Origin of the sequence: Actinomadura geliboluensis (genome assembly GCF_005889745.1) — a bacterium.
GTDB classification, from domain to species: domain Bacteria; phylum Actinomycetota; class Actinomycetes; order Streptosporangiales; family Streptosporangiaceae; genus Spirillospora; species Spirillospora geliboluensis.
The window spans coordinates 1-873 of the sequence record NZ_VCKZ01000771.1 but is presented as its reverse complement, the minus strand read 5'-3'; the positions used below and the strand labels follow the sequence as shown (position 1 = coordinate 873).

Annotated in this window: 1 protein-coding gene; it reads right to left on the bottom strand. The window is 68.4% G+C overall.

Going from position 1 to position 873, the window contains the following annotated elements:
- Window positions 1-9: 9 nt before the first annotated feature.
- A protein-coding gene (locus ETD96_RS44150; protein ID WP_420884843.1) for an IS5 family transposase occupies window positions 10-833 on the bottom strand; the annotation gives its coding sequence in 2 pieces (ribosomal slippage) (window positions 10-485 and window positions 485-833; 825 coding nt in all).
- Between the last annotated feature and the right edge of the window lie 40 nt (window positions 834-873).

Here is an 873-nt window from a genome sequence, read left to right as displayed (position 1 = left end):
GAGCATGTCTCACGTGGGGAGTTTGGCGAGTTTCTTGTAGCAAGTGATGGCGGCTGCAAGGACGAGAAAGGCGTTAAACATGTGGCCGTGGCGTTCATAGCGGACGGTCAGGCGCCGGTAGCCGAACAGCCAGGCCAAGGTCCGTTCGATCTTCCAGCGGTGGCGGCCCAGCCGTTCGCTGGACTCGACGCCGGCCCGGGCAATGCGTGGCACGATCCCGCGTCTGCGCAGCCAGGTCAGATGCTCAGCGGAGTTGTAGGCCTTGTCGGCACGGACCTTGACCGGCCGCCGACGGCGCGGTCCGCGCCGCGAGCGGATCGCCGGTAACGCCATCAGCAGCGGCTTGAACGCCTGGCTGTCGTGCACGTTGGCAGCCGAGACCGCGACCACCAAAGGCAGCCCGGCGGCATCGGATAGCACGTGGAGTTTGCTGCCCTTCTTGCCGCGATCGACCGGATTGGGGCCGGTCAGCGTGCCCCCCTTTTCGCGCGGACGGCGGCGGCGTCCACGATCGCCGCCGCCCAGTCCACCTGCCCACGCGCCCCGAGCTCGTCCAGCACGGCATGGTGCAACCGCGGCCACAGCCCCGCGGCCGTCCAGGCGGTGAACCGGCGATGCGCGGTCGGCACGCTCACCCCGAACTCACCCGGCAGATGCCGCCACGCACACCCGCTCGTCAACACGTACACGATCGCGGTGAACGCCGCCCGATCATCCACCGGCGCCGTCCCGCCACCCTGCCGACGCGGCGTGAAATCCGGGATCAACGGCTCGACAATCCACAACTCATCCGGCACCAACCGGAGCGCAAGATCCGACGACACGACCCCCAATCATGCCGCACCGCCTCCCGCATCCACGTGAGACACGGTC